33 protein-coding genes and 1 tRNA gene are annotated in these 26,914 nt (G+C 68.9%); 18 read left to right on the top strand and 16 right to left on the bottom strand.

The window, feature by feature from the left end; all coding sequences use genetic code 11:
• Positions 1-3: 3 nt before the first annotated feature.
• On the bottom strand, positions 4-702 hold the full coding sequence (locus U8D42_RS24350) for a serine protease (protein ID WP_322860763.1): 699 nt from the start codon (positions 700-702) through the stop codon (positions 4-6).
• A gap of 235 nt (positions 703-937) precedes the next feature.
• On the opposite strand from U8D42_RS24350, the gene U8D42_RS24345 reads away from it, so the two are divergent.
• Complete coding sequence (locus U8D42_RS24345) at positions 938-1,465, top strand: phage holin family protein (protein ID WP_085241391.1); 528 nt, start codon at positions 938-940, stop codon at positions 1,463-1,465.
• Positions 1,466-2,419 carry an alpha/beta fold hydrolase gene (locus tag U8D42_RS24340; protein ID WP_322860764.1) on the top strand — a complete coding sequence of 318 codons (954 nt, stop codon included), beginning with the start codon at positions 1,466-1,468 and terminating at the stop codon, positions 2,417-2,419.
• Here U8D42_RS24340 and marP read toward each other — a convergent pair.
• Genes marP through nth form a run of 4 tightly spaced genes read right to left on the bottom strand, consistent with a single transcriptional unit; the run spans position 2,412 to position 5,799 of the window.
• Positions 2,412-3,605: an acid resistance serine protease MarP gene (marP, locus tag U8D42_RS24335; protein WP_090421339.1), complete on the bottom strand. Its 1,194-nt coding sequence runs from the start codon at positions 3,603-3,605 to the stop codon at positions 2,412-2,414. The genes U8D42_RS24340 and marP overlap by 8 nt on opposite strands.
• A gap of 11 nt (positions 3,606-3,616) precedes the next feature.
• Positions 3,617-4,432 (bottom strand): NUDIX hydrolase, encoded by an 816-nt coding sequence (locus U8D42_RS24330; protein ID WP_431523811.1) that lies wholly within the window; start codon positions 4,430-4,432, stop codon positions 3,617-3,619.
• Positions 4,433-4,461: 29 nt separating this feature from the next.
• Positions 4,462-5,109: a TlpA disulfide reductase family protein gene (locus U8D42_RS24325; protein WP_322860766.1), complete on the bottom strand. Its 648-nt coding sequence runs from the start codon at positions 5,107-5,109 to the stop codon at positions 4,462-4,464.
• 9 nt (positions 5,110-5,118) lie between these two features.
• A complete protein-coding gene (gene nth, locus U8D42_RS24320) occupies positions 5,119-5,799 on the bottom strand; it encodes an endonuclease III (RefSeq protein WP_085241384.1) in 681 nt (226 codons plus the stop codon).
• Between the two features lie 173 nt (positions 5,800-5,972).
• Between nth and U8D42_RS24315 the strand changes: the two genes are divergently transcribed.
• Positions 5,973-6,368 carry a hypothetical protein gene (locus U8D42_RS24315; RefSeq protein WP_249025885.1) on the top strand — a complete coding sequence of 132 codons (396 nt, stop codon included), beginning with the start codon at positions 5,973-5,975 and terminating at the stop codon, positions 6,366-6,368.
• 99 nt (positions 6,369-6,467) lie between these two features.
• Positions 6,468-7,142, top strand: coding sequence for a cAMP-activated global transcriptional regulator CRP (gene crp / locus U8D42_RS24310; protein WP_044508824.1), 675 nt, complete (start codon positions 6,468-6,470; stop codon positions 7,140-7,142).
• Between the two features lie 229 nt (positions 7,143-7,371).
• Here the strand turns inward: crp and U8D42_RS24305 are convergent, their stop codons facing one another.
• Genes U8D42_RS24305 through U8D42_RS24295 form a run of 3 tightly spaced genes read right to left on the bottom strand, consistent with a single transcriptional unit; the run spans position 7,372 to position 8,786 of the window.
• Positions 7,372-8,163, bottom strand: a complete 792-nt coding sequence (locus U8D42_RS24305; RefSeq protein ID WP_085241381.1) for an MBL fold metallo-hydrolase — start codon at positions 8,161-8,163, stop codon at positions 7,372-7,374.
• Positions 8,160-8,624, bottom strand: a complete 465-nt coding sequence (locus U8D42_RS24300; RefSeq protein ID WP_322860767.1) for a RidA family protein — start codon at positions 8,622-8,624, stop codon at positions 8,160-8,162. The genes U8D42_RS24305 and U8D42_RS24300 overlap by 4 nt, the downstream gene beginning before the upstream one ends.
• Entirely contained in the window at positions 8,625-8,786 is a 162-nt protein-coding gene (locus U8D42_RS24295) for a DUF4177 domain-containing protein (protein WP_007166633.1), read from the bottom strand.
• Between the two features lie 77 nt (positions 8,787-8,863).
• Here U8D42_RS24295 and U8D42_RS24290 point away from each other — a divergent pair, with 77 nt between their 5' ends.
• Complete coding sequence (locus tag U8D42_RS24290) at positions 8,864-9,883, top strand: ArsA family ATPase (RefSeq protein WP_322860768.1); 1,020 nt, start codon at positions 8,864-8,866, stop codon at positions 9,881-9,883.
• Positions 9,880-11,025 (top strand): ArsA family ATPase, encoded by a 1,146-nt coding sequence (locus U8D42_RS24285; protein ID WP_085241376.1) that lies wholly within the window; start codon positions 9,880-9,882, stop codon positions 11,023-11,025. Before U8D42_RS24290 ends, U8D42_RS24285 begins: the two co-directional genes overlap by 4 nt.
• 22 nt (positions 11,026-11,047) lie before the next feature.
• Here U8D42_RS24285 and U8D42_RS24280 read toward each other — a convergent pair whose 3' ends face one another.
• Complete coding sequence (locus U8D42_RS24280; RefSeq protein WP_065443482.1) at positions 11,048-11,398, bottom strand: WhiB family transcriptional regulator; 351 nt, start codon at positions 11,396-11,398, stop codon at positions 11,048-11,050.
• A 357-nt stretch (positions 11,399-11,755) separates the two neighbouring features.
• On the opposite strand from U8D42_RS24280, the gene ponA2 reads away from it, so the two are divergent.
• From ponA2 to U8D42_RS24255, 5 genes are all read left to right on the top strand, one after another.
• Positions 11,756-14,179 carry a transglycosylase/D,D-transpeptidase PonA2 gene (gene ponA2 / locus U8D42_RS24275; protein WP_322860769.1) on the top strand — a complete coding sequence of 808 codons (2,424 nt, stop codon included), beginning with the start codon at positions 11,756-11,758 and terminating at the stop codon, positions 14,177-14,179.
• A gap of 77 nt (positions 14,180-14,256) precedes the next feature.
• Positions 14,257-15,306 (top strand): metallophosphoesterase, encoded by a 1,050-nt coding sequence (locus tag U8D42_RS24270; protein WP_431523810.1) that lies wholly within the window; start codon positions 14,257-14,259, stop codon positions 15,304-15,306.
• On the top strand, positions 15,303-16,418 hold the full coding sequence (locus U8D42_RS24265) for a PLP-dependent cysteine synthase family protein (RefSeq protein ID WP_322860770.1): 1,116 nt from the start codon (positions 15,303-15,305) through the stop codon (positions 16,416-16,418). Before U8D42_RS24270 ends, U8D42_RS24265 begins: the two co-directional genes overlap by 4 nt.
• Positions 16,419-16,479: 61 nt before the next feature.
• A tRNA-Pro gene (locus U8D42_RS24260) sits at positions 16,480-16,553 on the top strand.
• 82 nt (positions 16,554-16,635) lie between these two features.
• Positions 16,636-17,211, top strand: a complete 576-nt coding sequence (locus U8D42_RS24255) for a hypothetical protein (RefSeq protein WP_322860771.1) — start codon at positions 16,636-16,638, stop codon at positions 17,209-17,211.
• Between the two features lie 42 nt (positions 17,212-17,253).
• Here the strand turns inward: U8D42_RS24255 and U8D42_RS24250 are convergent, their stop codons facing one another.
• The 3 genes from U8D42_RS24250 to U8D42_RS24240 all read right to left on the bottom strand — a co-directional run bounded on the left by U8D42_RS24250 (position 17,254) and on the right by U8D42_RS24240 (position 18,325).
• Positions 17,254-17,556 (bottom strand): DUF4193 domain-containing protein, encoded by a 303-nt coding sequence (locus U8D42_RS24250; protein ID WP_090418854.1) that lies wholly within the window; start codon positions 17,554-17,556, stop codon positions 17,254-17,256.
• A gap of 75 nt (positions 17,557-17,631) precedes the next feature.
• On the bottom strand, positions 17,632-17,922 hold the full coding sequence (locus U8D42_RS24245) for a hypothetical protein (protein ID WP_322860772.1): 291 nt from the start codon (positions 17,920-17,922) through the stop codon (positions 17,632-17,634).
• Positions 17,923-18,007: 85 nt separating this feature from the next.
• Positions 18,008-18,325 carry a hypothetical protein gene (locus tag U8D42_RS24240; protein WP_322860773.1) on the bottom strand — a complete coding sequence of 106 codons (318 nt, stop codon included), beginning with the start codon at positions 18,323-18,325 and terminating at the stop codon, positions 18,008-18,010.
• A gap of 192 nt (positions 18,326-18,517) precedes the next feature.
• Between U8D42_RS24240 and U8D42_RS24235 the strand changes: the two genes are divergently transcribed.
• Complete coding sequence (locus U8D42_RS24235) at positions 18,518-19,213, top strand: HAD family hydrolase (protein ID WP_322860774.1); 696 nt, start codon at positions 18,518-18,520, stop codon at positions 19,211-19,213.
• Here the strand turns inward: U8D42_RS24235 and U8D42_RS24230 are convergent.
• Positions 19,178-19,678: a DUF6328 family protein gene (locus tag U8D42_RS24230; protein WP_322860775.1), complete on the bottom strand. Its 501-nt coding sequence runs from the start codon at positions 19,676-19,678 to the stop codon at positions 19,178-19,180. The genes U8D42_RS24235 and U8D42_RS24230 overlap by 36 nt on opposite strands.
• Before the next feature lie 189 nt (positions 19,679-19,867).
• Entirely contained in the window at positions 19,868-20,236 is a 369-nt protein-coding gene (locus U8D42_RS24225) for an STAS domain-containing protein (protein WP_322860776.1), read from the bottom strand.
• Positions 20,237-20,399: 163 nt separating this feature from the next.
• Here U8D42_RS24225 and U8D42_RS24220 point away from each other — a divergent pair, with 163 nt between their 5' ends.
• The 6 genes from U8D42_RS24220 to U8D42_RS24195 are packed head-to-tail and all read left to right on the top strand — an operon-like array spanning position 20,400 to position 26,011.
• Positions 20,400-21,302 carry an STAS domain-containing protein gene (locus tag U8D42_RS24220; protein WP_322860777.1) on the top strand — a complete coding sequence of 301 codons (903 nt, stop codon included), beginning with the start codon at positions 20,400-20,402 and terminating at the stop codon, positions 21,300-21,302.
• 21 nt (positions 21,303-21,323) lie between these two features.
• Positions 21,324-21,713, top strand: coding sequence for an STAS domain-containing protein (locus U8D42_RS24215; protein ID WP_085241358.1), 390 nt, complete (start codon positions 21,324-21,326; stop codon positions 21,711-21,713).
• A complete protein-coding gene (locus U8D42_RS24210; protein WP_322860778.1) occupies positions 21,703-22,113 on the top strand; it encodes an anti-sigma regulatory factor in 411 nt (136 codons plus the stop codon). Before U8D42_RS24215 ends, U8D42_RS24210 begins: the two co-directional genes overlap by 11 nt.
• Positions 22,106-22,732: a SpoIIE family protein phosphatase gene (locus U8D42_RS24205; RefSeq protein WP_322860779.1), complete on the top strand. Its 627-nt coding sequence runs from the start codon at positions 22,106-22,108 to the stop codon at positions 22,730-22,732. Before U8D42_RS24210 ends, U8D42_RS24205 begins: the two co-directional genes overlap by 8 nt.
• Complete coding sequence (locus U8D42_RS24200; protein ID WP_322860780.1) at positions 22,729-24,942, top strand: SpoIIE family protein phosphatase; 2,214 nt, start codon at positions 22,729-22,731, stop codon at positions 24,940-24,942. The genes U8D42_RS24205 and U8D42_RS24200 overlap by 4 nt, the downstream gene beginning before the upstream one ends.
• A 49-nt stretch (positions 24,943-24,991) precedes the next feature.
• Complete coding sequence (locus U8D42_RS24195) at positions 24,992-26,011, top strand: iron-containing redox enzyme family protein (protein ID WP_085241450.1); 1,020 nt, start codon at positions 24,992-24,994, stop codon at positions 26,009-26,011.
• On the opposite strand, the gene U8D42_RS24190 is transcribed toward U8D42_RS24195, so the two are convergent.
• Both U8D42_RS24190 and U8D42_RS24185 read right to left on the bottom strand, forming a co-directional pair.
• Positions 25,959-26,207, bottom strand: coding sequence for a CDGSH iron-sulfur domain-containing protein (locus tag U8D42_RS24190; RefSeq protein ID WP_322860781.1), 249 nt, complete (start codon positions 26,205-26,207; stop codon positions 25,959-25,961). The genes U8D42_RS24195 and U8D42_RS24190 overlap by 53 nt on opposite strands.
• Positions 26,204-26,893 carry a HemK2/MTQ2 family protein methyltransferase gene (locus U8D42_RS24185; RefSeq protein ID WP_322860782.1) on the bottom strand — a complete coding sequence of 230 codons (690 nt, stop codon included), beginning with the start codon at positions 26,891-26,893 and terminating at the stop codon, positions 26,204-26,206. Before U8D42_RS24185 ends, U8D42_RS24190 begins: the two co-directional genes overlap by 4 nt.
• Positions 26,894-26,914 lie beyond the last annotated feature (21 nt).

The following is a 26,914-nucleotide window of genomic DNA, read 5'->3' as shown; positions in this document are numbered from 1 at the left end:
GCCTCAGGCCGGTAGCGGCGTGAACCCCGCGCCGGGCCGATGCTTGGTGTTGATGTCGGCCAGGATCGCGTTGAACGACTGCACCACGGCCGGGGTGTGCAGCGGGATGTACTTGATGACGCAGGTCGGCAGGTTGTCGCTGAACGCCCCGTGGATCATGCCGACCAGCATGCTGTTGACGGTCACCGGCGCCCCCGAGTCACCCGGCTGGCCGCAGACCTGCATGACGATGGTGCCCGGGTCCTGGCCCGGACCCCAGGTGACGCCGCACGAGTTTCCGGTGGTGCGCCCCTGCTTGCAGGCGATCTCGCCGAAGGCCGGATCCGGGCCGAGGCCGTTGATCACGAAGCCGTTGTAGTTGGCGGTCGGGGTCACCTTGGCCGGATCGAATTTGATGACCGCGTAGTCGAGGTTGTCGTTGCCGGCCACCATGGTGCCCAGGATCCCGGCGTTTTCGGCGCCCTCGGCGGCGACCTTGGCGCCGGGACCACCGCAGTGCGCGGAGGTGAAACCGATCAGATCGCCGGCGGTATCGCCCCCGATGGTCGTCAGGGTGCACATCGTGTCGCCGTTGATGACGATTCCCGCGCCGCCGCCCATCGGGATCTTGACGTCGGCGGCCGCAGCGCGTGGGGGGCAGCCCACCAGAACCACGAAAACCGCCGCCATTGCCGCCACGAAGCACCGGTGCGCCGTCTGCACAGCACCACTCCCATCGACAGGCCGGACCCGGACCGGCTTTGCCAGTCTAGTCGGCCGGACGTCTCGCACGCCGTGCTGCGCGCGGTTGCCGGAACCGGTCGCGCGGGCCCAGATCGTCGCCCCGATCGAGGTCGGTCCGGTCGCCGCCCTCGGCTGGCCTCGTCTGGCAAAGCGCCGCATGGCAACATGAACCGCGACGACAGAGCCCGGCCGATGACGAAAGAGGGGACCGTCTGTGAGCAAAGGCGACGGCAAGAACGGTGTGCCCAGCACCCTGACCACGATCCCCCTGACCGACCCGCACGCCCGGCCCGCCGAGCCGTCGATCGGCGACCTGATCAAGGACGCGACCACGCAGGTCTCCACGCTGGTGCGCGCCGAGGTGGAACTGGCCCGGGCGGAGATCACCCGGGACGTCAAGAAGGGCCTGACCGGCAGCGTGTTCTTCATCGCCGCGCTGGTGGTGCTGTTCTACTCCACCTTCTTTTTCTTCTTCTTCGTCGCCGAACTGCTCGACACCTGGCTGTGGCGGTGGGTGGCGTTCCTGATCGTGTTCGGGATCCAGGTGGTGGTCGGGGCCCTGCTGGCCCTGCTGGGCTTCCTCAAGGTGCGCCGGATCCGGGGACCGCGAGAGACCATCGAATCGGTCAAGGAGACGCGCACCGCGCTCACCCCGGGTCACGACAAACCACAGGGAGCGGCCAAGCAGCTCGCCGGGCACGGCAAGCACGAGAAGCCCGAAACCGATCCCTCGGGTTGGTAGATGGCGCCGCCGGATCCGTCGGTCACCCGCATCGACGGGCCGTGGCGTCACCTGGACGTGCACGCCAACGGCATCCGGTTCCACGTCGTCGAGGCCCTGCCCGCCGCCGCCGACACGGCCGCACCGCCCACCGCCCGCCCGCTGGTGATGTTGCTGCATGGTTTCGGTTCGTTCTGGTGGTCGTGGCGTCATCAGCTGCGTGGGCTGACCGGGGCGCGGGTGGTCGCGGTCGACCTGCGCGGGTATGGCGGCAGCGATAAGCCGCCCCGCGGCTACGACGGCTGGACACTCGCCGGCGACACCGCCGGCCTCATCCGCGCGCTGGGGCACTCGTCGGCGACCCTGGTCGGTCACGCCGACGGCGGGCTGACCTGCTGGGCGACCGCGCTGCTGCACGCGCGGCTGGTCTCGGCCATCGCGCTGATCAGCTCGCCGCACCCGGCGGCGCTGCGCCGGTCCACGCTGACCCGGCGCGACCAGGGTTACGCGCTGCTGCCGACGTTGCTGCGCTACCAGCTGCCCATCTGGCCGGAGCGCCTGCTGACCCGCGACGACGGGGCCGAGATCGAGCGCCTCGTCCGGCGTCGCAGCAGCGCCAAATGGCTTGCTTCCGAAGACTTTTCCGAATCCATTCGTCACCTGCGGATGGCCATCCAGATCCCCTCGGCGGCGCACTGCGCGCTGGAATACCAGCGCTGGGCGGTGCGCAGTCAGCTGCGCGACGAAGGCCGCCGCTTCATGAAGTCGATGTGCCAGCGGCTCGGCGTGCCGCTGCTACACCTGCGCGGCGACGCCGATCCCTACGTGCTGGCCGACGCGGTCGACCGGACGCAGCGCTACGCCCCGCAGGGGCGGTACGTATCCATCGCGGGCGCAGGGCATTTCAGCCACGAAGAGGCGCCCGAGGATGTCAACAGACACTTGATGAGATTCCTCGACCAGGTGGTCAGCTGACGCACGACCCGGTGTTCACCTGCCGGGTGTCGCCGATCTTGGCGAGCTGGCCGGCCACCTCGTCGGCCGTCAACACGAAACCGGTGTCCGGGTCGTCGACGGCCGCACCGAACACCACGCCGAGCACCTGACCGTTCAGGTCGATCAGCGGTCCACCCGAATTCCCTTGCTCCACATTGGCTCTGATGGTGTAGACGTCACGGGTCACCGGTGCGGGATCGCGGTAGATGTCGGGGCCGCTGAGCTTGATCACCTCGCGGATGCGGGCCGGCGTCGCGGTGAAGTTGCCGCCGCCCGGATAGCCCAGCACCACGACGCTGGTACCGGTCTTCGCCTCGTTCTGCGCGAACACCAACGGCGGTGGCGGCAGGTTGGGCACCGCGAGGATGGCGATGTCGACCGACGGGTCGTAGGACACGACGGTGGCGTCCAGCGGGGTTCCGCTGGCGTAGATCTGCACGCTGTTGGAGCCGGCCACCACGTGCGCGTTCGTCATCACCCGGTCCGGGGCGATCACGAATCCGCTGCCCTCCAACACTTTCTGGCAGCTCGGCGCCAGGCTGCGCACCTTGACGACGCTGGGCGCGGTGGCCTGCACCACCGGGTTGTTGGCCAGCGCCGGGTCGGGCGAGGCGACCGGAATCACCGGCGTACGGCTGAACGGCTCGAGCACCGCGGGCAGGCCCGAGGTGTTCAGCAAGGCCGACAGCCGCTTGGGCACCGTCTTCAGCCACGGCGGGGCGACCTCGTTGACCTGGGCCAGCACCCGCGAGCCGCGGACCGCGGCGGCCAGCTCCGGCTGATCCTTGGACTGGGTCAGCGGCGTCGCCAGCAGCCAGGCCGCGGTCAACACCACCACCACCTGAACGCCCACCCCGATGAACGAGTCCACCGTCCGGATCAGGCGGCTGCGGATCGCGCCGCGGACCGCGCGTCCCAGCACCACCCCCGCGACCTCGCCGATGACGACCAGCGCCAGGATCAGGAACAGGGCGGCGAACAGCTTGGCCCGGGGCGCGGCGATGTGGCTGACGAGGTGGGGGGCCAGCAGCACACCGGCGATCGCGCCCAGCAGGACACCGACGAACGACAGCAACGAGCCCAGCGCGCCGGAACGCCAGCCCGAGACGGCCGCGATGAAGGCGACCGAGAGCACGGCCACGTCAAGCCATTGCGACGGGGTCATCGAGTTCATGTTCACCGCGGCGGTCCGCCCTGCTCGCCCACGAGCGCCATCGCCGCGTCCAACTCGCGGAAGTCGGTGGTGTCCCACGGCCGGGCCCATCCGGCGACGTCGAGCATCGCGGAGATCACCTGGCCAGTGAATCCCCAGACCAGCATCTCGTTCAGCAGAAACGCCGGTCCGGCCCACCGGCGGCCGGCCTCACCCCGGTACACCATCAGCCGGTTGGCCGGATTGATGAACGCGCGCACCGGAACCCGCGCCACGATCGCGGTTTCGGCCTCGTTGACGACGTTCACCGGCCCGGGGTCGGGCGAGTAGGCCAGCACCGGGACGACGTGGAACCGCGACGGCGCGATGAACGTGCGTTCCATGGTGACCAGGGGACGCAGCCGGGACACGTCGATCCCGGTCTCCTCCCGGGCTTCGCGCAGGGCGGTGGCCACCGGACCGTCATCGACGGGATCGGAGGCACCGCCGGGAAACGCCGCCTGCCCGGCATGGTGGCGCAGCGTCGAGGCCCGCACGGTGACCAGCAGGTCGGCGTCGTCGGGGACGCCGCCGTCGGCCGCCGCGGACTCCGGACCCGAGAACAGCACCAGGACGGCGGCCTCGCGACCGCTGCCGCTCAACGCCGACACGGTCTTGCCGGTGATCATCGCCAGCACGTCGGCCGGTAGCCGGCGCCGATACGCGTCGGGCATCCGCTCGACGTTGTCGACCAGGGGGCGCAGCCACGCGGGCGAGGAGTCCGGCGTCAGCGGAACCGTCCCGCGCGCGTCGGCCGGCGTGCCGCCTTCCCCGGGCGGGGGCATGCCCCCAACAGTCACCGGGCGCTCCAGTCGGTCCAATGTACGGCTTATCCCTTGTCGTTTCCGACCGCTGCGGCGATCTCGTCGGCACTGCCGAAAGCCCGCGGCAGCATCTGGGCAACGCTACCGTCCGGCCGCAGCACCACCGTCGCAGGCATCACGTTTACCACCCCCAGCGCCGCCGCGATCCGACGGCGACCGTCCTGCAGCGTCGGCAGGCGAACGCCCAGCTCGGCCAGGCGCAGCAAGGCCGCCGTCTCGTTCTCGTCTTGGTGCACGGTCACCACCGTCACGTCCGGTCCGGCGCGCCGTTGATACTCGGCCATCGCGGGCAGTTCGGCCGCGCACGGCGCGCACCAGTACGCCCACAGGTTGAGGACCACCCGGCGCCCGGCGAGCGCGCGGGCGACGTCGACGACCGAACCGTCCGCGGCGCACTCGGCGGTGACACCGCGCAGCGCCCGGGGGCCGGGGGCGGCGCCGGCAGCGGGGCACGGCGGGAGGTCGGCCCGCTGCCGCGGGCCCGCCAGCGCCGCCGCCGTGTCGGCGTCGCGATGTTCGCGGTCACCGGTGTCCGCGGCTGTGCCGGGCTTCGACGGCGTCGCGGACTCGTCGTGCAGCTGGGCCACCAGGGCCGCGGTCAGCGCCGCCACCACCGCAAGGATCGCGATCGTCCAGCGCGTCGTGCGCGTCAAGGCCGTGCCCTACAGGCCGGCCAGGGCGAGCAGGTGCTCGGTTTCCGGGCCCCGGACCAGCGGCGCGGCCAGCAGGGGCTCGGTGGGCCCGAGGCCGAAGGACGGGCAGTCCTTGGCCACCAGGCACACCCCGCACGCCGGCTTGCGCGCGTGGCACACCCGGCGGCCGTGGAAGATCACGCGGTGGCTCAGCATGGTCCACTCGCTGCGTTCGATCAGCTCGCCGGCCGCGCGCTCGATCCTGACCGGGTCCTTGTCGGCGGTCCAGCGCCACCGATGCATCAGCCGCGCAAAGTGGGTGTCGACCGTGATGCCGGGGACGCCAAAGGCGTTGCCCAGGATCACGTTGGCGGTCTTGCGGCCCACCCCCGGCAGCGTCACCAATTCCTCCATGGTGGAGGGCACCTCGCCGTCGAACCGTTCGACCAGCGCCTGCCCCAGGCCGATCAGCGAGGTCGCCTTGTTCCGGAAGAACCCGGTCGGACGGATCAAGGTCTCCAGTTCGTCGCGGTCGGCTTGCGCGTAGTCCAGCGCCGAGGGGTACCGCTTGAACAACGCCGGCGTCGTCAGGTTCACCCGTTTGTCGGTGCTCTGCGCGGACAGAATGGTGGCGACCGTCAGCTCGAGCGGCGTGGTGAAGTCGAGTTCGCAGTGCGCGTCCGGAAAGGCCTGTGCCAGCGCCCGATTCATCCGGCGGGCGCGCCGCACCAGGCCGACCCGGGTCTCCTCGGCCCAGCGCCGCGCAGCGTCGCCGCCCGGAGGTGTCGACGTGGACTTCGTGCGCCCGGACGACTTAGCCGCTGTCACCTACGACAGAGTACTGATTTCGTGATCTCGCCGAGACCTCGTGTTGATTGGAGGCCATGTTTACTCTCCTTGTGTCATGGTTGCTGGTGGCCGTCGTTCCGGGGCTGCTGATGCTGGCGGCGCTCGGCTTGGGACGGCTCGAACGGGGCCTGTCCCGCGACGACGTCGCGGTGCTGGCGGTGACCGAGCTCTTCGAGCGCGTCGAGCTCGTCGACATGCGGACCCTGGCCCGGGAGGGCATGCCCGAGGCGGTCGAATACCTGCACCGGCGCGAGGCGTGGGAACTGTCGGAGGCCGCGCTGGCCGGCATCACGGCCCGGCCGCGGCACGCGGCGCCGTCGTTTGCCGCCAGCTTCATCGACCATGCCGAGCTGACATTGCCGACGCGAATACACGCGCATTCGCCGATCAATCCGCAGTTTAAGGCCACTCGACACGTCAATCGTGTGTAGCGTTGCACGTTGGACAAAATGTCCTACCGCTAGACTCAGCACGCGAGAGCACGGGATTACCTGCCCGTAGCGCAATCATTGGAAATCTGAAGAGGCAATGTGGACGAGATCCTGGCAAGGGCAGGAATCTTCCAAGGGGTTGAGCCCGGCGCCGTCGCCGCGCTGACGAAGCAACTGCAACCCGTCGACTTTCCCCGTGGACACACGGTCTTCGCCGAGGGCGAGCCGGGCGATCGGCTGTACATCATCGTCTCGGGGAAGGTGAAGATCGGCCGTCGGTCTCCCGACGGCAGGGAGAACCTGCTGACGATCATGGGCCCCTCGGACATGTTCGGGGAATTGTCGATCTTCGACCCGGGCCCGCGGACTTCCAGCGCGACCACCATCACCGAGGTGCGTGCGGTGTCGATGGACCGCGACGCGTTGCGTGCCTGGATCGCCGACCGACCCGAGATCGCCGAGCAGCTGCTGCGGGTGCTGGCCCGACGGCTGCGCCGCACCAACAACAACCTCGCCGACCTCATCTTCACCGACGTGCCCGGCCGGGTGGCCAAGCAGCTGCTGCAGCTCGCCCAGCGTTTCGGCACCCAGGAGGGCGGCGCGATGCGGGTCACCCACGACCTGACCCAGGAGGAGATCGCCCAGCTGGTGGGCGCGTCCCGGGAGACGGTGAACAAGGCGCTGGCCGATTTCGCCCACCGCGGCTGGATCCGCCTGGAGGGCAAAAGCGTGCTGATTTCGGACTCCGAAAGGCTGGCCCGCCGAGCGAGGTAGCTTGACGACGATGCGGGCCGCGTAGCGGACCGAGGTGGGGGCACCTCCCGCTTGCGGGGGAGAGTCGAGCAATCGGACAAAGCGCGCGCGCAGCGCGGGCGCAACCGAGCGAGAAATCCAACAGCGAGCGAGGTAAGCGCGCCAGGTAAGCGCGCGAATTGCGCCGAGATCGACGTTATCGACCCGTTCTCTCGACGTTTTCCGCGATGGCGTCGATTTCGGCGAGAGTTCAGCGCTGCAAATAGTCCAGCTGCGCCTGAACCGACCATTCGGCCGCGTCCCAGAGTTTCTCGTCGACGTCGACATAGACGTGTTCGACGACCTGGCGTGCGGTGGCGTCGTCGCCGATGTCCCGCAGCGCGGCGCGGACCTGCTCGAGTCTTTCGTGGCGGTGCGTCAGGTAGCCAGACGCGACGGCCTCCAGGTCGGCCAGCTCCGGCCCGTGACCGGGCAGCACCGTCCGGTGCCCGAGGCCGCGCAGCCGGCGCAGCGACTCGAGGTAGTCGGCCAGGCTGCCGTCTTCGGAATCTATGACGGTGGTGCCGCGGCCCAGCACGCTGTCCGCGGTGAGCACCGCGTCGTCGAGCAGGAATGAGAAGGAGTCGGCGGTGTGGCCGGGGGTGGCCATCACCTTGATCTTCAGGCCGGCCGCGTCGATCACCTCCCCGTCGGCGAGGTGACCGCCGAGGCCGCGCAAGAACCCACTGCCCGCCGAGCGCACCGTCGCCCCGGTCCGCTCGACCAGCTTGTCGATGCCGTCGGTGTGGTCGCCGTGCCGATGACTGATCAGCACCAGCGAGATGCGGCCCAGCGCGGCGACCCGGTCGATGTGGTCGTCGTCGTCCGGCCCCGGATCGACGACGACCATCTCGTCGCTGCCCTTGCCGCGCAACACCCAGGTGTTGGTGCCCTCGAGCGTCAGCAATCCGGGGTTGTCGGCCAGCAGGACCGAGGCGGTGTCGGTCACCGCCCGCAGCCTGCCGTAGGCGGGATGGCTCAGCGACTCGGGTGCGGCGGTCACGGTCGTGAGCCGACCTCCACGATCAGCTCGACTTCCACCGGCGCATCCAGCGGCAGCTCGGACACGCCGACCGCCGACCGCGCGTGCGCGCCGTCATCGCCGAACACCTCGGCCAGCAGCTCGGAAGCCCCGTTGATGACGCCGGGCTGGCCGTTGAAACCCGGGGCGGAGGCGACGAAGCCGACGACCTTGACCACCCGGGTCACCGCGTCGATGCCCACCACCGAATCGACGGCCGCCAGGGCGTTGAGCGCGCAGATCCGCGCCATCGCCTTGCCCTCTTCCATGCTGACCTGCGCCCCGACCTTGCCGGTCCCGGCCAGCTGCCCGGCCCGCATCGGTAGCTGGCCGGCGGTGTAGACCAAGTCACCCGTTCGCACCGCGGGCACGTAGGCGGCCAGCGGCGCCACCACCTCCGGAAGCGCGACGCCGAGTTGCGCGAGCCGGGCCGACGCGGTCATCTACTTCGGGCGCTTCAGATACGCGACGTGTTGCTCGCCGGTGGGACCGGGCAGCACGGACACCAGTTCCCATCCGTCGGCACCCCACTGGTCGAGAATCTGTTTGGTGGCGTGCGTCAGCAGCGGGACGGTGACGTATTCCCATGCGGTCGGTTGGCTCATGGCGCGAGCTTATCGGTCGGATGTGAACGGCTCTGGCCTGCCCGTGGCCCGGGCGCCGGTCGGGCTAGCATGCGAAGGTGGCAAACACATCGAGCGGCGGCGGCGCCGTCGGCTGGCCGGCGCGGCTGTCTAAAGCCCGCCTGCATTTCGTCACCGGCAAAGGCGGTACGGGCAAGTCGACGATTGCGGCCGCACTGGCACTGACCCTGGCAGCCGGAGGCCGCAAGGTGCTCCTCGTGGAAGTCGAAGGGCGACAAGGCATCGCGCAACTCTTCGACGTTCCGCCGCTGCCCTACCAGGAGGTCAAGATCGCCACCGCCGAACGGGGCGGTCAGGTCAACGCACTGGCGATCGACATCGAGGCCGCGTTCCTGGAATACCTGGACATGTTCTACAACCTCGGCATCGCCGGGCGGGCGATGCGGCGCATCGGCGCGATCGAGTTCGCGACGACGATCGCGCCCGGTCTGCGCGACGTGCTGCTCACCGGAAAGATCAAGGAGTCGGTGGTGCGCGTCGATAAAAACCGGCTCCCGGTCTACGACGCGGTGGTCGTCGACGCCCCGCCGACGGGGCGGATCGCGCGCTTCCTGGACGTCACCAAGGCCGTGTCGGATCTGGCCAAGGGCGGCCCGGTGCACTCGCAGAGCGAGGGTGTGGTGAAGCTGCTGCACTCCGAGCAGACCGCCATTCACCTGGTGACCCTGCTGGAGGCGCTGCCGGTGCAGGAGACGCTGGAGGCCATCGAGGAACTCGCCGAGATGGAGCTGCCGATCGGCAGCGTGATCGTCAACCGCAACATCCCGTCTCACCTGCAGCCGGCCGACCTGGCCAAGGCCGCCGAGGGACACGTCGACGCGGACTCACTGCGCGCGGGGTTGGAGATGGCCGGGATCAAGCTGAACGACACCGACTTCGCCGGGCTGCTGACCGAAACCATCGAGCATGCGGCGGTGATCGCAGCGCGGGCCGAGATCGCGCAGCAGCTGGATGCGTTGCAGGTGCCGCGGCTGGAACTGCCGGCGATCTCCGACGGCGTCGACCTCGGAAGCCTCTACGAGCTTTCGGAATCGCTTGCGCACCAGGGGGTTCGATGATCACCGCACCGAATAGGCTTGATATGGCGGCCATCTTGGCCGACACGTCCAACCGGGTGGTGGTGTGCTGCGGCGCCGGCGGGGTGGGGAAAACCACCACCGCGGCCGCCATGGCGTTGCGCGCGGCCGAATACGGCCGCAACGTCTGCGTGTTGACGATCGACCCGGCCAAGCGGCTGGCGCAAGCGCTGGGGGTCAACGACCTTGGCAACACCCCCCAGCGGGTGCCCCTGGCGCCCGAGGTTCCCGGCGAGTTGCACGCGATGATGCTCGACATGCGCCGCACGTTTGACGAGATGGTGCTCCAGTACTCCGGAAACGGGCGGGCGCAAGCGATTTTGGACAACCAGTTCTATCAGACCGTCGCCAGCTCGCTCGCCGGCACGCAGGAGTACATGGCGATGGAGAAGCTGGGTCAGCTGTTGGCGCAGGACCGCTGGGACCTGGTGGTGGTGGACACGCCGCCGTCGCGCAACGCTCTGGACTTCCTGGACGCGCCGAAACGACTGGGCAGCTTCATGGACAGCCGGTTGTGGCGGCTGCTGCTCGCGCCGGGCCGGGGCATAGGCCGATTGGTTACGGGCGCAATGGGTTTGGCGATGAAGGCGATGTCCACCGTGCTCGGCTCGCAGATGTTGAGCGATGCGGCGGCGTTCGTACAGTCACTGGACGCCACCTTCGGTGGTTTCCGGGAGAAGGCCGACCGTACCTACGCGCTGCTGAAGCGGCGCGGCACCCAGTTCGTCGTGGTGTCGGCGGCCGAACCCGACGCACTGCGCGAGGCCTCCTTCTTCGTCGACCGGTTGTCCCAGGAGGGGATGCCGCTCGCGGGGCTGGTCTTGAATCGCACCCACCCGACGTTGTGCTCGTTACCCGCCGAGCGGGCCATCGACGGATTCGAGACCTTGGAGGCCGAACGGGATTCCGAGGCGGCGTCGTTGGCCGCGGCCGTGCTGAGGATTCACGCCGACCGCGCGCAGACCGCCAAGCGGGAGATCAGGTTGCTGTCCCGCTTCACCGGGGCCAATCCGCACGTGCCGGTCATCGGGGTGCCTTCGCTGCCGTTCGACGTGTCGGACCTGGAAGCGCTGCGCGCGCTGGCCGACCAGATCACTTCCACCGGCGACGCGGCGGTCCGCTGAGGGACCCGGGCGAACCCTTGGCTCAGCCGACGCTGCGGGTTCTCCTCTTGTCGAAGAAGTCCGCCCACGACACCACCTCGGGGTGCTGCTTGAGCAGGGCGCGACGCTGACGTTCCGTCATGCCGCCCCAGACGCCGAACTCGACTTTGTTGTCCAGCGCGTCCGCGCCGCACTCCTGCATGACCGGGCAGTGCCGGCAGATGACGGCGGCTTTACGTTGGGCGGCTCCCCGGACGAAGAGTTCGTCCGGGTCGGTGGTCCGGCACAGTGCTTTGGAAACCCAGGCGATCCGTTCTTCGGCGTCAACGCTGCGGAGTACCCCTTGCGCGGCCGCAATGTTTGTCCTACGTGCCGCAGGTCGTGTTCCTGACACGAGCTGGTCCCTTCCCTACCGGCCGCTCTCGCGACCGCCCTCCGGGTGCAGATCTCACCTGCGATCTACGCCACACTGTGTACATCGGTGTTACCTGAATCTCACCGTGTGTCTAAGTTAGGTGGTCAGCTGCCAATTGCGCAACAGTCCGATAACGCTTTTTTTGGGACGGGCGTGCCGTCTCGGCCTAGAACCATAGGCGAAGAAGTGATCTTGCACACGTCACCCGGGGCGGGCCGCTGACGCACGCGACAATTTTATCGCGGCCCGGCGCGTAAAGCGCTGGTCGATGACCGGGCAAAATCCGGACGAACTCGCAGCGTGGCGGCGTGACTGGGGGCCGCTACTGTAGTAGCCATGTCAGACCGCCCCCCGGCCTTCTTCACGATCCTCAAGCTTGCGGGGTACTGCTTGCTGGCCGGCGTCGTCGCCACGGCGCTGATGTTTCCGTTCGCGGGCGGAATGGGCCTGATGTCCAACCGCGCCTCCGAAGTCGTCGCGAACGGCTCGGCCCAACTCCTCGAGGGCGAGATACCCGCGGTGTCGACGATGGTCGACGCGAAGGGCAACACCATCGCGTGGCTGTACTCCCAGCGCCGGTTCGAGGTGCCCAGCGACAAGATCGCCAACACGATGAAGCTGGCGATCGTGTCCATCGAGGACAAGCGGTTCGCCGAGCACAACGGGGTGGACTGGAAGGGCACGCTGACCGGGCTGGCCGGCTACGCGCGCGGTGACGTCGACACCCGGGGCGGTTCGACGATCGAGCAGCAGTACATCAAGAACTATCAGTTGCTGGTGACGGCCAAGACCGACGCCGAGAAGCGCGCCGCGGTGGAGACCACCCCGGCGCGCAAGCTGCGTGAGATCCGGATGGCACTCACCCTGGACAAGACCTTCACCAAGCCCGAGATCCTCACCCGCTACCTGAACCTGGTGTCCTTCGGCAACGGCTCGTTCGGCGTGCAGGACGCGGCCCAGACCTACTTCGGCATCAACGCGTCCGACCTCAACTGGCAGCAGGCGGCGCTGTTGGCGGGCATGGTGCAGTCAACAAGCGCGCTCAACCCCTACACCAATCCCGAGGGCGCGCTGGCACGGCGAAACCTGGTGCTGGACACCATGATCGAGAACATCCCGCAGGAGGCCGACGCGCTGCGCGCCGCCAAGGCCACCCCGCTGGGCGTACTGCCGCAGCCCAACGAACTGCCGCGCGGCTGCATCGCGGCCGGCGACCGCGCGTTCTTCTGTGACTACGTCCAGGAGTACCTGTCCCGCGCCGGTATCAGCAAAGAACAGGTGGCCCGCGGCGGGTATCTGATCCGCACCACGCTGGACCCCGACGTGCAGATCCCGGTCAAGTCGGCCATCGACCAGTTCGCCAGCCCGACGCTGCCGGGGATCTCCAGCGTGATGAGCGTGATCCAGCCGGGGAAGACCTCGCACAAGGTGATGGCGATGGCCAGTAACCGGACCTACGGGCTGAACCTCGACGCCGGCGAAACCATGCGCCCGCAGCCCTTCTCGTTGGTCGGCGATGGCGCGGGGTCGGTCTTCAAGATCTTCACCACGGCCGCCGCCCTGGACATGGGCATGGGTATCAACGCCACGCTCGAGGTGCCGGGCCGGTTCCAGGCCAAGGGCATGGGTAGCGGCGGCGCCAAGGGCTGCCCCAAGGACACCTGGTGCGTGGTCAACGCCGGCAACTACCGCGGGTCGATGAACGTGACCGACGCGCTGGCCACCTCGCCCAACACCGCGTTCGCCAAGCTGATCCAGCAGGTCGGGGTGACCCGCACGGTGGACATGGCGATCAAGCTCGGGCTGCGGTCCTACGCCGACCCCGGCACGGCCCGCGACTACAACCCCGACAGCAACGAAAGCCTGGCCGACTTCGTCAAGCGGCAGAACATCGGGTCGTTCACCCTGGGCCCCATCGAGGTCAACGCGCTGGAGCTGTCCAACGTCGCGGCCACGCTGGGCTCCGGGGGCACGTGGTGCCCGGCGAATCCGATCGACAAGCTGATCGACCGGCACGGCAACGAGGTCGCGGTGACCACCGAGACCTGCGATCAGGTGGTGCCCGAGGGCCTGGCGAACACGCTGGCCAACGCGATGAGCAAGGACGCGCTCGGCGGTGGCACGGCGGCCGGTTCGGCCGCCGCCGCCGGGTGGAACCTGCCGGTGTCCGGCAAGACCGGCACCACGGAGGCGCACCGCTCCTCCGGGTTCGTGGGGTTCACCAGCCACTACGCGGCGGCCAACTACATCTACGACGACTCCACGACGCCCACCGACCTGTGCTCGTCGCCGCTGCGCCACTGCGCCGAGGGCGACCTGTACGGCGGTAACGAGCCGGCCCGCACCTGGTTCACGGCGATGAAGCCGATCGCCACCAACTTCGGGCCGGTGCAGTTGCCCCCCACCGATCCGCGGTACGTCGACGGGTCGCCCGGGTCGCGGGTGCCCAGCGTCGCCGGCCTGGACATCGACGCGGCACGGTCACGCCTCAAGGAGGCGGGCTTCCAGGTCGCCGACCAGAACAACTTCGTCAACAGCAGCGCCAAGCAGGGCGAGGTGGTCGGAACGACGCCGAGCGGCGCGACAATTCCCGGGTCGATCATCACCATCCAGGTCAGCAACGGCATTCCGCCGGCCCCCCCGCCGCCGCCGGACGGCGCGCCACCGGTCGGCTCGCAGGTGGTGGAGATCCCGGGCCTGCCGCCGATCACCATTCCGCTGCTGGCACCGCCGCCTCCGCCGGGACAGCCGCCGCCGTAGACCGGCACACACCGCGATTTCATAATTGCGACGCAAGCCCTCCGTTGCCAAAGCGCAACCGGCAGTAGGCTGCCAGCATGGCTGATGCAAGCTCAATGGCCCCGCTCCTTGGCAGTCCGCTGCGCGGCTGGGGGCGCCCGCACACCGGTCCGCTGCGCGGACCGCGTCGTCGCGCGGCGCTGCCCACGCTGATACGCACCGGTGCCGTCGCGCTCGGCTCGGCCGTCGTCGGCATCGGTTATGCCGCCGTCGTCGAGCGCAACGCCTTCGTCCTGCGCGAGATAACCATGCCCGTCCTGACGCCGGGCTCCACGCCGCTGCGGGTGCTGCATATCAGCGATCTGCACATGCTGCCCAGCCAGCGCCGCAAACAGGCCTGGCTGCGCGAGCTGAGCAACTGGGAACCCGACCTGGTGGTCAACACCGGCGACAACTTGGCGCACCCCAAGGCGGTGCCCGCGGTGGTACAGGCCCTCGGGGACTTGCTGTCGCGGCCGGGCGTTTTCGTGTTCGGCAGCAATGACTACTTCGGGCCGCGCCTGAAGAACCCGCTGAACTACGTGACCAACCCGTCGCATCGGGTCCACGGCGAGCCGCTGCCCTGGCAGGACCTGCGGGCGGCCTTCACCGAGCGCGGCTGGCTGGACCTGACCCACACGCGGCGCGAGTTCGAGGTGGCCGGCCTGCACGTGGCGGCCGCCGGCGTCGACGACCCGCACATCGACCGAGACCGCTACGAGACGATCGCGGGGCCGGCCAGCCCGGCCGCGAACCTGCGGCTCGGGCTGACCCACTCCCCGGAGCCGCGGGTGCTGGACCGCTTTGCCGCCGACGGCTACCAGCTGGTGATGGCCGGACACACCCACGGCGGCCAGGTCTGCCTCCCGCTCTACGGCGCCCTCGTCACCAACTGCGGCCTGGACCGGTCGCGCGCGAAGGGCCCGTCGCGCTGGGGCGCGCACATGCAGCTGCATGTCTCCGGCGGGATCGGCACCTCGCCGTTCGCCCCGGTGCGCTTCTGCTGCCGGCCCGAGGCCACGCTGCTGACGTTGATCGCCACCCCGATGGGCGGTCGCGATTCGGCCAGCGACCTGAGCCGTTCGCAGCCAACAGTTTCGGTGCGTTGAGCGAGCGGACCCGGATCGCGGTCCGCAGCCGCTCGCGGTGCTGGACGGATGACGCGATTCGGCTCATCCACGCCGACGCCCGTCGCAGCGCCGACACCCACCTGCTGCGGTATCCCCTGCCGTCGGCGTGGGCCGCGGACGGCCCAGGCGCTCAGGTGACGCTCTACCTCAAAGACGAGACCACGCACATCACCGGCAGCCTCAAGCACCGGCTGGCGCGGTCGTTGTTCCTGTATGCGCTCTGCAACGGGTGGATCAACGAGGGCACCACCGTGGTCGAGGCCTCGTCGGGCTCGACCGCGGTGTCGGAGGCCTACTTCGCGGCCCTGCTGGGCCTGCCGTTCGTGGCCGTGATGCCGACGTCCACCAGCTCGTCGAAGGTGGCGCTGATCGAGGCCCAGGGCGGCCGTTGCCATTTCGTGCACGACTCCGGCGAGGTGTACGCCGAGGCCGAGCGGGTCGCCCGCGACACCGGCGGCCATTACCTGGACCAATTCACCAACGCCGAACGCGCCACCGACTGGCGGGGCAACAACAACATCGCCGAGTCGATCTTCGAGCAGATGGGCGAGGAGACGCATCCGATCCCGGAATGGATCGTGGTCGGTGCGGGCACCGGCGGCACCAGCGCGACGATCGGCCGCTACATCCGCTACCGGCGGCACGCCACCCGGCTGTGCGTCGTCGACCCGGAGAACTCCGCGTTCTTTCCCGCGTACGCCGAAGGCCGCTGCGACATCGTGATGTCCGGGTCCTCGCGCATCGAGGGCATCGGCCGCCCGCGGGTCGAGCCGTCGTTTCTGGCCGACGTGGTCGACCGCATGGTCCTGGTCCCCGACGCGGCGTCGGTCGCCGCCGCCCGCCACGTCAGCGCCGTCCTGGGACGCCGGGTGGGGCCCTCGACGGGCACCAACGTGTGGGGCGCCTTCGGTCTGCTCGCCGAGATGGTGGCCCAGCGGCGCAGCGGGTCGGTGGTCACGCTGCTCGCCGACAGCGGCGACCGCTACATCGACACCTACTTCGACGACGAGTGGGTCAGCGCGCAGGGAATCGACCCGAGTGGCCCCGCCGAGGCGTTGGCGGAGTTCGAGCGCTCCTGCCGGTGGGAATGAGCCGCCACGCCGCGATTTGGCCAGCCGATGGGCCGGTGCGATAGGCTGTCGGAGCTTCAAGCGGGGTGTGGCGCAGCTTGGTAGCGCGCTTCGTTCGGGACGAAGAGGCCGTGGGTTCAAATCCCGCCACCCCGACTCGGTTGTGTTAGCCGGTGCGCCGGCCGGCGCCGCGGTCTCCCGCTGCGGCGTCGCGGCTTTGCCATTAAGCTCGGCCTGCATGACGCCCGCAAGCTCGTCGCCCGCGCGGGGCGAGCCGCGCGGGCCTACGCGACAGGTGACGGGGTTTGCTGTTTGCACGGACGGCGCCGGTCGCCGGCACCCCACCCTGGCCGAGGTCGCGCAGCGGCAGCGGGAGATCCGGGCGTGGGAGGCGCTCAGCGTCGGCGACCACTACCGGTTTGCCAAACCGGGCACCATCATCGGCGCCCTGCTCTCCACGGTGCTGGCGGTTCTGGTGGTGACTCCCATCCCGCCGAACTGGCCGTGGAACATCCCGACAATGATCCTGGCCATCTTCACCGCGGTCGCGACGGTGACCTGTGGCCTGTTGTGGTTCGAAAAGCCGCGCCCGGTCCCCCGCCCCGAGCCGTTGGCGATCGTGCCGTTCTCCCGCGCGGAAAACCTCCGGCTGATGCAGGGCCAGCCCATGGAGCCCTACCGCGCCGTCTGTGCCTGCCCCGGCTGCGGCGACACTTCGGCCCACCCGATCCGCCAGCCCGGCCCGGACGAACCGGCCTGGGCGATGGTCACCCGGCGGTGCGCCGTGTGCGATCGCGAATGGGCGCAGGCCTGAATCGGTTGCGGGGCAACGGATCACCCGGCGGGGGCGCCGGTGTCAGGCGCAGTCGGCGCAGATGGACACGCCGGCGCTCGAGCTGCGCAACCGGCTGCGGTGTTGCACCAAAAAGCAGCTGGAGCAAGTGAATTCATCGGACCGCTGGGGAATCACGGTCACCGACAGCTCTTCACCGGACAGGTCCGCGCCGGGCAACTCGAAGAAGTGCACATCGTTGGGGTCCTCGTCGACCACCGCGGTGGCGGACCCGTGCAAGGTCGGTGCCAGTTCGCGGATGGCGGACTTGTCCTGGGTTTCGGAGTCCGAGGCGCGGCGTGCGTCATAGTCGCTTGCGGTCGGCATGGCAGTTCCTTCCTGCTGGTGAAGCCGGGTTGACGCACTTTCCTGTACTCACCCGTGGCGCAGGACGTACCCCATTCAGGCGCGCGTTACACCGACCGGCTGGAAAAAGTTGCGCAGTCGGACATTGAGCCGCCGCGTGCGCCGGGCCACCGCGGGGTAATGCGCCAGCGCCAGGCCCAGCCACGGAGCGACCACGGACACGATCAGCGCCGCGATGGCGATCCCCTCGTGCCCAAGCAGCAGCTCGAAAAGGCCGAGGGCCAGACTGAGCGCCCAGACCGCCACCGCCGCCAGGCCGAGCAGCGGAAAATCCCGCCCGTACTCGACCGGATAGTTTGCTGCTCGCAACGAAACTGGCGCGACCATAGATCCGCATTTACCCGGTCGTGGCGCCCGATAAACCCCCACACGGCGGGCGACGCGCCCACCGGTGTTCGTTAGCTCACAGCGGTCAGCTACTCGGCGGCGGGGCGGGCTCGTCGGAATGCGCGGCGTGCCAGGCCAGTTCGTCCTCGCGCACCCTGCGGTGCGTGCGCAGCAACCACACCGCGCTCGCCGCCCCCAGCATCGTGGCCAGGATCACGGCCGCCACGCCGGCCGCCGGGTGCCGGGTCGCCAACGCGAACAAACCGACGATCAGGGCGACCACCGCGACGGCCGAGCCGGCCAGACCGGGCGCGTTCGCGCCGTCGGTGACGGTTTCGCCGGCGTGCCGACGGGAGGTCCGATGGTGATCGACCGGGTCGCCGTTGCGGTAATTCAACTTCACTCCTTGTGAGAAAGTTTGCCTACCAATGCGATTCGTGTGGCACTGCGGTCCACCACTCGGGCGTCGGCCGGGCCGGCCATCCCGCGGCAAAGGAGCCGCAACCGCTCACGCACGCCGATTACCCGCCGCCCCGCAATCCAAACGACATCGCGCGCCGGTGTCAGCCGACCCCGGCCTGGGTATGCCGCGCAGATGGAACCCGCCGTTCTCTTCGACGTCGACGGAAGCCTGGTCGACTCCAACTATCTGCACGTCTACGCGTGGCAACGTGCCTTCGACGCGGAGGGTCTGCCGGTGGCCGCCTGGCAGATCCACCGCTGCATCGGCATGGACGGTTCCACGCTGGTGCGAACGCTATCCCGGGACGCCCCGGACGAGGTCCAGGAGCGGCTCAGCGACGGGCACAGCCGCTACTACCGGGAGTGCACCCCGCTGCTCGCGCCGCTGCCGGGGGCCCGCGCGCTGCTGCGCCGGGTCGCCGCACTCGGCTTGCAGGTCGTGCTGGCCACCTCGGCGCCCGACGACGAACTGGAGATCCTGCGCAAGGTCCTCGACTGTGAGGACGTGATCTCCGAAACGACGTCGTCGCGCCACGTCGACACCGCCAAGCCCGAACCCGGCATCGTGCAGGTGGCGCTGGACCGGGCGGGGGTCGACGCCGCCCATGCCGTGTTCATCGGGGACGCCGTCTGGGACGCGCACGCCGCGGCCGGCGCCGGATTGCCCTGCATCGGGCTGCTCAGCGGCGGCATCGCCCGCGAGGAGCTGCAGGCGGCGGGCGCGTCACCGATCTTCGCCGATCCGCAAGACCTGCTCGAGCATCTGGATTCGACCCACATCACCGGTCTCGCGTCAGGTGCCGCGGGTGCGGAGCAGCAACGGCAGTAGCCACCAGAACAGCGTGAACAGCGTCAGCGCACACGCCCCGGCGATGAGCCCCGGGCTGCTGCCGGCCACCGCGGTGAAGACGATGACCGTCATCCCGGTCAGCGCCAGGCCCAACAGCGCCAGCCCGGCGTACGCGCAACGGTGCGCGGCGGACACCAGCACTTGCAGGCGATGACGGCGGAACAACAGGCGATGCATGCCGACCGGGGCGATCAACAGCACGGTCGCCCCCACCGAGCACCCCACCGTCGCGAGATAGAGGTTGCGCATCGGCGGGCTCAGGACGTCGAACCGCTGTTGGAACGGCAGTGTCAACAGGAAACCCGTGAGCAGCTGTACACCTGTCTGCACCACGCGCAGCTCCTGCAGCAGGCTGTTCCAATTGCGGTCCAGCCGTTGCATTTCGGATTCGCCCCGCTCACGGCTGTCCCACCGCTGATCGCCTTGCGGATTGTCGACGTCCATAGCCGTGATCATCGCACCTGCCGCACGAGGCGGCGCCAATTCGACAGGTGTAGCGAGAGTCGGTATCGCGTTTGCACTTTCAAATGATTCTCGGCCGACCGTTGACTCGTCGTCCACATCCGGCAATGCAACCGCCGGCAATTTCGCCAAATGGCTTGTCGCGCAAACTATGGCGCGAACGCCACGCGCCTACCGGTTGATGTTGTCGTCCCGCACCGCGGTCAGCGCGTCGTCCAGCGTAGGGTACAGCGGAAAGGTCTTGTCCAGCCCGGTCAAATGAATGGGCCTCCTGGTCGCCGGACCGCGTGCGACCACCCCGAACCCCGTCGCCGTTTCCAGCTTCTCGTACGTCGCCGCCAGGATCTTCAGCCCCACCGAACCCAGAAACTCCACCGCGGAAAGATCGATCACCAGTGCCGTCGGGTTCTCCGCAACGACCGCGCCGATGGTCTGTTCAAGAGCCGGAGCCGTGACCAAATCGATTTCTCCGCTGACACTGACCACGGACACCCCTCCGTGGTCCTCAACCAACGTGGTAATCGAATCAGGAGCTGACAATGGCGATCCTTTGTCCTGGGCTGCAGGGTGTGGTGCAAGCCTAGCCTGCGTTGCGAAACTGCGGGAAGAATATGCCCTCAACACCTGCCCCGCGGCAACCCAGGCTAGTCTCGCAAAATCAGCCTGCACACGGCGGGGCGCGGACCGTTACTCGGGAGGCCACATGTCAGAATCGCCGGCGGAGTTCAGCGGCGCAGGCGCCACCGCGCAGGCAGTCAGCGTTTCCAGCGAGGGTCTGTTACCGCAGCTCGTTCAGCATCTGCGGCAGAACCGCACCGTCCTGCGCGAGGAGTGGGCGCGCCGGATCACCGAGGCCGAACTGCTCACCGCGATGACGCCGGAGGAGCTGTTCTCCGAGGCGACCGCGGTCTACGACAACTATGTCGAGGTGCTCGAGACCGGTAGCGTCGAGGCGCTGCAGGCCTACGCCCGCGACCTGTCGGAACGCATCATCCCGCGGGGGGTGGAAACCGACGAGGTGGTCGGCATCGTGCTGCTGCTGCGCGACGTGCTCGCACGCTCGCTGTTCGAGAAATACCAGGCCGAATTCGAAATGCTCAACCGGGTGCTGGACGCCTACGAACCGGCGGCCAACCGCATCGCCAACACCGTGGCGGTCAGCTTCGTGCAGGAACGCGAGCGCATCATCCGCCAGCAGCAGGAGGCGATTCGGGAGCTGTCGACACCGGTGTTGCAGGTGCGTGAACAGCTGCTGATTCTGCCGATCATCGGCGTGCTCGACAGCCAACGCGCCCGCCAGGTCACCGAGCAGCTGCTGAGAGCCATCCGCGCCAACCGCGCGAAGGTGGTGGTCATCGACATCACCGGTGTGCCCACGATCGACTCCACGGTGGCCAACCACCTGGTGCAGACGGTCGACGCGTCCGGATTGATGGGCGCCAGCGTCATCATCACCGGCCTGTCCTCGGAGATCGCCCTGACGCTGGTGACCATCGGCCTGGACCTGTCGAAGATGAACGCCGTCGGCGACCTGCAGGGCGGCATCGAGGAAGCCGAGCGCCTACTGGGCTACGAGGTCACCCGCACCGGCGAGCAGACCGGATAGCAAGAGGAACACGAGCGCCCCATGCCGGTACCGATCCTGAAACAGGGTGCGATCCTGATCGCCTCGGTGCAGGCCGCGCTCAGCGACTCCGACGCCGAGCGGCTCCGCTACGACCTCATGGAGCGAGTCAGCCGCTTTCGCGCGCAGGGCATCATCGTCGACGTCACCGCCATCGACGTGATGGACTCCTTCGCGGCCCGATCGCTGCGGACCATCGCGCACATGACCCGGCTGCGCGGCGCGGACACGGTGATCGTCGGCCTGCAGCCGGAGGTGGCTTTCGCGATGGTCCAGCTGGGCCTGGCGTTCGACGACATGAACACCGCGCTGGATCTCGAAGAGGGCCTCGCCCTGCTGAATCGCCAACTGACACAGCGCAAACCGGCGATCGGGCGCGACGGTGGAGACTGACATCGTCGTCGACATCAACAATTCCGACGACATCGTCGAAGTCCGCAAAGCCGGCCATCAACTCGCACTCGACCTGGGGTTCTCCCTGACCGACGTCACGATGATCGCCACGGCGATCTCCGAGATCGCGCGAAACATCACCAGCTACGCCGGCCGCGGCGTGGTCCGGGTCTTCGTCGCCGACCGGGAGGGCCACAAGGCCCTGGTGGTGCGCGCCGAGGACGAAGGACCGGGCATCGCCGACATCGAACGGGCGATGGAGGACGGTTATTCGACCGGCCGCGGGCTGGGCATGGGCCTGCCCGGCTCCCGGCGGCTGATGGACCGGCTGCTCGTGGAATCCACGCTCGGCCGGGGAACGGTCGTCGAGATGTGGAAATGGGTCCCGCCCCATGCGTGAGAACGGCCGCTTCGGGCCGATCGAGTGGGCACGGGCGGGCCGTCCGCTGCCCAGTGAGTTCATCTCCGGGGATCGGGGCATCGCCGTCGACGTTGGCGGTGACGCCGCCCTGTTCGCCGTGGTGGACGGACTCGGCCACGGTCCGGACGCCGCGGCAGCGGCGCTGCGGGCCGTCGAAGCGGTCAGACGCTCCAGAGCTGAGCGGATCGAGGTCTTGGTCCAGCTCTGTCACCGCGTGCTGACCGGCAGCCGAGGCGTTGCGATGACTCTGGCCCGGGTCGACTTCGCGACCAACACGCTGACGTGGACGGGCGTCGGCAACGTGACAGCCGAATTGGTGGCCAAGTCCCCCACCGGTGTCCAGATCCGGGCCAGCGCGCGGCTGACCGCGGGGATCGTCGGCTACCGCATACCGGAAATCCGGCCGGCGCAGGTGGTTTCGATGCGCCCCGGCGATCTGCTGGTGATGCGGACCGACGGGATCGCCGAAGACTACCTGGACCACATCGACTTCGCGGCCCCCGCCGTCGCCATCGCCGAAGAACTGCTCGGCAAGGACGCGAAGGAAACCGATGACGCCATGGTGCTGACCGCTCGTCATCGGGGAGCTTCGACATGAACGACGACGACTTCCACGCCCAGTACGCCACGGCGCTGCGCACCTATCTGAAGGCGCGTGACGAGGACAGTCTGGCCGTGGCGTACGAGCTCGGGCGCCGGGCCCTGCAAGAAGAGGTCAGCCTGCTCGCCATCATCGAGCGCCACGTCGAGCTGATCCTGGAACTGGCCAAGGACATCCAGATCGACGCACCGATCGCGCTGGAATTCCTGTTGCAGATGCTGGTCCCGCTCGACATCGCCACCCGCGGCTTCCTGGACGGCACCAGGCGCTACGCCCGCGAGCGGGCTCGCGCCGAGGGGCTGGCCGACCGCGACAAATTCCGCACGGCGCTGGTCAATTCGTTGCAGGAGGGGTTCTTCGTCGCCGACCACGAGGGCTCCGTGATCGAGATGAACAACGCCCTCATCGAGATCCTCGGCTATCCCGCCGAGGGGCTGCCGTACCGGTGGCCGCACCCGTGGTTGGTCGACCAGCAGGGCGCCACCCAACAGCAGGCGCTGGTGCGCAGCATCGGCAGCACCGCCTACGAGACGCCGATCCGCCATCACGACGGGCACCTGGTCTGGGTGACGGTCAGCATCAACGCGGTGCAGGGCAGCGGCAGCGACCAAGACGTCTTCGTGGGAACGATCCGGGACATCACCGCCGAACGGGCCTTCGCCGCGCGGGAGAGCGCGGTCCTGCGGTTGGCGACGGCGGTCGCGGTGGCCAAGAGCGTCGACGAGCTGCTGTCCATCACCCTCGCCGAGTGCACCGCGGCGATCGACGTGCAGCGGGTGATCGCGATCTCCTGGCCGGCCGTCGGGGGAGAACCCACCGTCCAGGTCGCCGGCGAACCGTCCCAAACCTCTTGGCGCAGGCTGGATCCGTGGTTGCGGCACACCTTCGAGGACGCGCGTCACCAGCTGCCGCTGACCGCCAAGACGGTCGAGCGGCCCGACAGCCCCGGCAAGGCGGCGGGATTGGTGGCGGTGCTCTCCGGCGCGGGTGATGTGGCCCTGTGGCTGGAGCTGCGTTCGCCCCGCTGGGTCAGCGCCGAAGACCGGCTGCTGATCACCGTCCTCGTCGGTCATCTCAGCCTGGCCATGCAACACGTCCGCCAATTCGAGAGCGCCCGCGAGACCTCGCTGACCTTGCAGCGCGCCCTGCTCCCGACCATGGAGCCGCCGCCGGGTTTCGCCGTGCGTTACGAGCCCGCCGTCCCGCCGCTGGAGATCGGCGGCGACTGGTATGACGTGCTGCCCATCGGCGATCACCGCATCGGCATCGTCGTGGGTGACTGCGTGGGTCGCGGCCTGCCGGCGGCCGCGGTCATGGGCCAGCTGCGCAGTTCGGCGCGGGCGCTGTTGATCAACGGGGCTGAGCCCGCGCTGTTGCTCGAGCAACTCGACTCGGCGGCATCGCTCATCCCGAATGCATACTGCACCACCGTCTTCCTGGCGGTCCTGGACACCGAATCCGGGGTTCTGCAGTACAGCAACGCCGGTCACATGCCCGCCGTGCTCGTCGGGTCGGAGCCCTGCACGACGGTGATGTTGACCGACGCCGCGTCGGTGCCCCTCGCGGTCCGCCGCGCCGAGCCTCGCCCGCAGGCCAGCCGGGTGTTGCCACCGGGCTCGACCCTGATGTTGTTCACCGACGGGCTGGTCGAACGCAAGCACGAGTCGATCGACGACGGGATCGATCGCGCCGCGGCGGTGCTGGCGAAGACGACGACGTTGCCATTGGATTCGGTCGCCGATGCGGTGTTGCGTGAGTTGGCGCCCGTTTCGGGGTATGACGACGACGTGGCCATGGTGATCTACCGGTACCAGCCGTCCCCGCTCCGGATCGAAAGTGAGGCCAGGGCAGCCGAATTGGCCGGCGTCCGGCATCGATTGGCCGACTGGCTGCGCGCCGCGGGCCAGCCCGACGAACTGGCCGCCGACATCGTGTTGGTGGTCAATGAGGCCTGCACGAACTGCGTCGAGCACGCATACGTCGGGCACCCGCCCGGCACGATGTCGCTCCACGTCGAACTCGCCGAAGGCGAAATCCGCGCCCGGATCAGCGACCACGGCTCGTGGAAGGAACCCGCCGTCAACCCCGGGAACGGTGGGCGGGGCCTGGTGCTGATGAGGGCGCTCAGCAGCACGTTGCAGCTGGACCGCGGCGACACCGGAACGACCGTCGACCTCACCTTTCGCCTGCCGGCCGGGGCCGGATAGCGGTGGCGCCGCACCGTTTGTGGGCCCCGGATTGCGGGTAGTCGTGGGCGTGACCCGCGCATCAATCACGACCGAACCCGCCCTGCCGGCGGCACACGGGCCGCTGTCGACCACCGTTCGGCGCGCCCTGACGGGGCCGCCGTCACACGACCACCTGGCCCGCATCGGCGCGTCGGTCCGCGATTCGGATCCCTACGGGCTGGACCTGCAGCTGGCCCTGTGCATGTGCTACGAGCTGCACTACCGGGGCTTCGCCGGGGTGGACCCGGGCTGGGAATGGAACCCGGCGCTGCTCACGCTCCGCGGCGAACTGGAACGCGTCTTCTTGGCCGGCGTGCGCCGCGATGTCGGGCCCATCGCGGCCGACCAGACCGCTGCCGCCGAAATGGACGCCATCTCGGTCGAACCGGCCGACGGCACCGGCCCGTCGTACTACCTGCGCGACACCGGGACCTGGCAGCAGATGCGCGAATATTTCGTACACCGGTCGGTGTACCACCTCAAAGAGGGCGATCCGCACGCCTGGGCGATCCCGCGACTGCTGGGTGTCGCGAAAGCGGCTTTCGTGGCAATCGAATTCGACGAATACGGCGCCGGGCACGGTCCCCGGTTGCATCAGCAGCTCTTCGCCGATCTGATGGCGGCCGCGGGCCTCGACACGACGTACCTGGCCTACGCGGACGTGGTCACCGCCGAGGCGCTGGCCGCGGTGAACCTGATGTCGCTCTTCGGGCTGCACCGCGAATTGCGTGGGGCCGCCATAGGCCATTTCGCGTCGACCGAGATCACCTCGCCGCCGGGGTCCCGGCGGATGGTGCACGCCCTGCAGCGGATGGGGGCACCGTCGGCGTGTGTGGAGTTCTACGCCGAGCACGTCGAGGCCGACGCGGTGCACGAGCACGTGGTGCGCATCGATGTGGTCGGCGACCTGGTCGCCCGGGAACCACAGCTCGATCGCGACATCGTGTTCGGGATCCGCGCGCACGCCGCGGTCGAAAACCGCTTGGCCGACGCGGTTATGGCGTCGTGGCAGCAGGGTCGGACGTCGTTGCGGAGGCCGCTGGACTAGGCGTCCGCCGGTCCAGATCGCGGCACCGCCGATGGCTGGTGTCGCACAACGGATACGTGTCACTGCGCCGGCAGGTGCAGATCGCCACCATGAACCGGTCGGATTCGACGACCTCCCCGTTGGGCATCTCGATGCGCACCGGGCCGGCCACCAGCACCGGCCCGCCCGCAACCACCTGTACCCGGGTCCCGGTCACCGCTTGTCCGCCCGGATCACGATCAGCTCCTCTTCCCTGCGCCCGGGCGGTATCAACCCGACGCTCTCCAGCCAGGCCGCTCGCGCGGTCATCACGGGACCAAACGGTATCCATTTCGACGCAACGACTTTCGCGTCCATGCCGGCCCACTTCAGGGAATCCAGCGACTGCTGGACACCGGCGAGCGCCGAGTGCACCAGAAGCAGTGTTCCGCCGTCGCAGAGCAACTTGGGCGCCGCCTCGCACAGCGGATCGAGCACCATCCGCCCGTCCGGGCCGGCGTTCCAGGCCCACGACGGCCCCGCACCGGACGGGATCGCCGCCGTGTCGTCGTGCGGCGGTGCCGGCACGTACGGCGGGTTGGACACCACGACGTCGAACGGCGCGCAGTCGAGCGCGTCGCTCCACGTGCCGTTGCGGACGTCGAGATGCACGCCGGCGGCGACGGCGTTGCCGCGCGAACAGCCCACCGCGTGCGGGCAGATGTCGAAGGCGGTGACGTCGGCGCCACCCATCTCTGCTGCGGCGATCGCGACAAATCCGCTACCCGTGCACAAGTCGAGAACGCGCCGCCCCGGAACGAGTCCGCTCTCGCTCATCACATCCACCAGCAACCGGGAATCCTCTTGTGGCTGATAAACGTTCGACGCAGCAGAAACAGCGGGTCCGGGATGTGTTGTGGTCAACTCTGGCCTTTCGACGGATCG

The sequence above is a fragment of the Mycobacterium europaeum genome, assembly GCF_034555895.2.
Lineage (GTDB): Bacteria > Actinomycetota > Actinomycetes > Mycobacteriales > Mycobacteriaceae > Mycobacterium > Mycobacterium europaeum.
This window is presented reverse-complemented; position numbering and strand designations above follow the sequence as displayed.